Raw genomic sequence first — 4,720 nt, forward strand, 5'->3', positions numbered from 1 at the left:
GGCCGGGCCGAGCACGGCCGCTGCCGCCGCATCGGAGGCCTGTGCGATGCTCCGAGGCGTGGAGACCAGGAACGTGAGCCCCGTGTTCGTCGGGCGGACGGAGGAACTGCGGGTCCTCGGCGAGGCGCTCGGGCGGGCGGACGCCGCCGAGCCGCAGGCGCTGCTGCTCGGCGGCGAGGCCGGGGTGGGCAAGACGCGGCTCGTCGAGGAGTTCGCCGCCGCCGCGACCCGCCGCGGCGCGGTGGTCGCCGTCGGCGGCTGCGTGGAGATCGGCGCCGACGGGCTCCCCTTCGCACCCGTCTCCACCGCCCTGCGGGTGCTCCGGCGCGAACTCCCCGGGGAACTGGCCGCCGCGGCCGCAGGCCAGGAGGACGAACTCGCCCGCCTGCTCCCGGAACTGGGCGACGCCGTGCCCGGACGTCACGACGACGAGGGCATGGCCCGGCTCTTCGAACTCATAGCCCGCCTGCTGGAGGAGCTCTCCGCCGCCCGCACCGTGGTCCTGGTCATCGAGGACCTCCACTGGGCCGACACCTCCACCCGCCACCTCCTCGCCTACCTGCTGCGCACCCTGCGCACCGGCCGCCTGCTGGTCCTCGCCACCTACCGCTCCGACGACGTCCACCGCCGTCACCCGCTGCGCCCGCTTCTCGCCGAACTGGACCGCCTGCGCACCGTCCGCAGGGTCGAACTGGGCCGCTTCAGCCGGGACGAGGTGGCCCGTCAGCTGACCGGCATCCAGGGCGCCGCGCCCGCCTCCGACCGCGTCGACGAGATCTACCGCCGCTCCGACGGCAACGCCTTCTTCGTCGAGGAACTCGCCTGCTCGGACAGTGCCGACTCGCTGCACGACCTGCTGCTGGTGCGCGTCGAGCGGCTGCCCGACGAGGCCCAGCGGGTGGTGCGGATCCTCGCCGAGGCCGGATCCTCCGTGGAGCACCGGCTGCTCGCCGCCGTCGCCGAACTGCCCGAGGACCGGCTGGACGAGGCCCTGCGGGCCGCGGTCGGCGCCAACCTGCTGCTCACCGAGGCCGAGGGGAACTGCTACCGGTTCCGCCACTCCCTGGTCCGCGAAGCCGTCGCCGACGACCTGCTGCCCGGTGAGCGCGCCCGCATCAACCGGCGCCTGGCCGAGGCGCTGGAGGCCGACCCCACCCTGGTCGCCCCCGACCGGCGCGTCACCCGGCTGGCCGGCTACTGGTACTGCGCCCACGACGCCGCGAAGGCGCTGCCCGCCGTGCTGGAGGCCGCCCTCGAGGCGAGCTGCCGGCGTGCCTACGCCGAGCAGCTGCACCTGCTGGAGCGGGCGCTGGAACTGTGGGACATCGCGCCCGAGGAGGTCCGGGACGGGCTGCGGGCGGCCGAGTCCGAGGACATGTCGCTGCGCGGCCCCGGCGAGCGGTCCGGGGGGCCCGACTACGTCGACCTCCTGTCGCAGGCCACGGTCGCCGGCCGGCTGTGCGGAGAACGGGACCGGGCGCTGAAGCTGGCCCGGCGCGCCCTGAAGCTGCTGGACGAGAACCGCGACCCGCTGCGCGCCGCCTGGTTCTGGAACCAGACGTCCCTGCTGGTGCAGGCGCAGGCGCGCGGTGACGGCCGGGCCGAACTCGACAGGGCGCGGGAGCTGACCCGCGGTCTGCCGCCGTCCCGGGTGCGCGCCTGGGTGCTGGCCCACTCGGCCGCCTGGGCGATGGTCCGGCACCAGGGGCCCGAGGCGATCGCCTCCGCCGAGCACGCCGTCGAGTACGCCCGCATGCTCGGCGCCCTGCCCGCCGAGCTGAACGCCCGGGCCACCCTGGGCTGCCTGCTCTTCCACTCCGGCGACGTGGCCGGCGGACTGCGGGAGCTGTACGCGGTCAGGGAGGAGGCGGTCGCCGCCGGCCTGGCCGACCAGGCCGCCCGGGTGTACGTGAACCTTCCCTCGGAGCTGGAGTCGGTGGGCCGCTACCGGGAGGCCGTGGCGATGCTGGAGGAGGGCGCCGCCTTCACCAAGAGCAACGGCCTGGTGGTCTCCAGGGCCTGGGTGCACGCCAACCTCGCCGAGACGCTGTACTCGGTGGGCGACTGGGACGGCGCGCTGCGGGCCGACGAGAAGACCCAGCGGATCGGGCACGCCGCGAAGCCGCAGGGGATAGGCCGCCTGATCTCGGCCCTCGTCGCGCTGCACCGGGGCGAGGTGGAGGAGGCGTCGGGGCTGCTGGAGGAGGCGCGGGAGCTGTTCGGCACCAGCGACCGGCTGCCGCAGGAGTCCCTTCCGACGGCCCGCGCCAGGCTGCTGCTGGCGTCGGCCCGTGGCCGGACCGACGAGGCGCGGGCCGCGCTGCTGGGGGCACTGGACGCCGGGCTGCCGCCGGGGGCCGTCGTCTACGGCTGGCCGCTGCTGCTCGCGGGGGCGGAGACGGAGATCGCCGCGGGGACCGCGGACGAAGGGGTGCTGGAGCGGCTCCGCACCGTCGGCCGCCGGCTGGCCACCCCGGCGCCGGTGTGGCAGGCGTACGAGCTGTGGCTGCGGGCGTCGCTGCGGCGGGCGCGGGACGGCGCCGGGGCGGGGACGGGGGCGGAGGTGGACGACTGGTCCGGTGCGGTCGCCGCGTTCGAGACGCTGGAGCGGCCGTACGACCTGGCCCGGGTCCGGCTCCGGCTCGCCGAGTCGCTGGTCGCCCGCGGTGGCGACGGCGACCCGGAGCGGGCCGCCGAACTGCTGGACCTGGTCACCGCGGTCGCCCGCCACCTCCGGGCCCGCCCGCTGGCCGAGGCGGCCGGGGCGCTGCTCCCCTCCCGCGCGGCGCGCGTGCCGGGGGACGGGTTCGGGCTGACGGCGCGGGAGCGGGACGTGCTGCCGCTGGTCGCGGCGGGGCGGAGCAACCGTCAGATCGCCGACGCGCTGCACATCTCGCCCAAGACGGCGAGCGTGCACGTCTCCAACATCCTGGCCAAGCTGGGGGTCGCCACCCGCGGCGAGGCCGCCGCGCTGGCGCACCGGCGCGGGCTGGTGGGGAGCGGCGACCGCGCCTAGCGTGACGGCATGACGACTCCTGCCGACGCACGACGACTCGCCCGCGACCCGCAGCTGCCGGGCCGGCTGCTGACCCTCGAACGCGACGCCCTGATCCCGCTGTTGAGGTCCCGGCCGGAGGCGGACTTCCTGGCGCCCGTGCCCGCCTGCCCCGGCTGGACGGTGCGTGACGCGCTGGCCCACTGCGGCGCGGTGCTCACCCGTCTGGTGGAGGACCGGTGGGAGGAGGAGGTCGGCAGCCCCGGGCACAACGCGCGGGACATCGCGGAGCGCGCCGACTGGCCGGTGGCCCGCGTCGTCGACGAACTGGACCGGGGGATGGGCGAGGCCGGCGCCGTGATCGCCGGCCGGGAGGACGGCGCCCGGGACGGGGTGGCGCTCGGCGAGTGGGTGCACGCCGGTGACGTGCGGGAGGCGTGGGGGCTGCCGGGGGCCTACGCCGGACCCGGGCAGGCGGACGCGCTGCGGCTGCTGGCCAGGGTGACCGGGACGCTCCGCCTCGTCCCCGTCCACGCCGACCTGGACGGCTACGACGAGCCGCTGCGGCTGGGGGACGGCGGGGTGGCGCCCGGGCGGTACATCGGGGACGCGGCGACCTTGATCCGGCTGTACGCGGGGCGGCCGGTGACGGGGGCGCCGTACGAACTGGCCGGGGTGAAGGAGGCGGAGCTCAACCTCTTCGGCTGACCGCGCCGGGCCGGGGCGCGTACGCTGGGGGTCCGATTGGACTAGACCTTTGGGGTGGTTGCCCGTGGGCGTGGAGCGTGCGGTGCTGGAGGTGATCGCGCTCGACGCCGAGGACGCGGTCGCGGCGCAGGACGGCGGGGCGGACCGGCTGGAACTGGTGACGGACATGGCGGCGGACGGGCTGACCCCGTCCGCCGGCGCCTACGCCTCGGCGCGGGCGGCGGTGGACCTGCCGGTGCGGGTGATGCTGCGGCTCGCCGACGGCTTCTCCGCCGGCGGAGAAGCGGGCGTGACCGAACTGGTGCGGAGAACCGAGGAGTTGCGGGAGGCGGGGGCGACGGAGTTCGTCCTCGGTTTCCTGGACGAGGGCGGGCTGCTGGACGTCCCCGCGATGGAACGGGTGGTGGGCGCGCTCGACGGCTGCGCCTGGACGTTCCACCGGGCCCTCGACCACGCGACGGACCGGGACGCGGTGCGCAAGGCCGTCGCGGAGCTGCCGGGGGCGGACCTGTGCCTCACCGCGGGCGCGGCGGGCGGGGTGGGGACCGGCCTCCCCGTGCTCCTCGCGGAGGCCGCCGCCCTGTCCCCGGGCGACCCCGGGCTGATGGCCGGCGGGGGACTGCGGCTGGAGCACGTGCCGGTGCTGCGGGCCGGGGGCGTGCGGGCGTTCCACGTCGGCGGCGCGGTGCGGGCCGGAGGGTGGGACGGGCGGGTGTCCGCGGGGGCGGTGCGGGAGTGGCGCGCGGTCGTGGACGGCACGCCCGCGGCGTGACGCCCCCGCCCCGCGGGGGCGGGCACGGACCGCCCCGCGGGCACGGGCACGGACCGCCCCGCGGGGGCGGTCCGGGGTGTGCCGCCACGGCGGGGTGGCCGTGCTCGCGGGACGGCCACGGGGTGCCGCTCCGCGGGGCGGTCCGTGCCCGTGGGGCGGGCCGGGGCGTGCCGCCCGCGGGGCGGGCGCCGTGCTGGTTCGGGCGGCCGGGCCTCGGGGGAAGCGTGACGGCCCCGCCCGTGGGG

General features: G+C 77.4%; 3 protein-coding genes. All 3 read left to right on the forward strand.

The features are described 5' to 3' along the window. Positions 1–46: 46 nt before the first annotated feature. A complete protein-coding gene (locus A2U95_RS29295) occupies positions 47–3,016 on the forward strand; it encodes a helix-turn-helix transcriptional regulator (RefSeq protein ID WP_206283114.1) in 2,970 nt (989 codons plus the stop codon). Between the two features lie 9 nt (positions 3,017–3,025). Next, positions 3,026–3,703, forward strand: coding sequence for a maleylpyruvate isomerase family mycothiol-dependent enzyme (locus tag A2U95_RS29300; protein ID WP_166028563.1), 678 nt, complete (start codon positions 3,026–3,028; stop codon positions 3,701–3,703). Between the two features lie 64 nt (positions 3,704–3,767). After that, the gene (locus A2U95_RS29305) at positions 3,768–4,475 is read left to right on the forward strand and encodes a copper homeostasis protein CutC (protein ID WP_240958339.1); all 708 of its coding nucleotides are present in this window, start codon (positions 3,768–3,770) and stop codon (positions 4,473–4,475) included. Positions 4,476–4,720: the final 245 nt, after the last annotated feature.

It is taken from the genome of Streptomyces chilikensis (genome assembly GCF_001642695.1).
Classification (GTDB): domain Bacteria; phylum Actinomycetota; class Actinomycetes; order Streptomycetales; family Streptomycetaceae; genus Streptomyces; species Streptomyces chilikensis.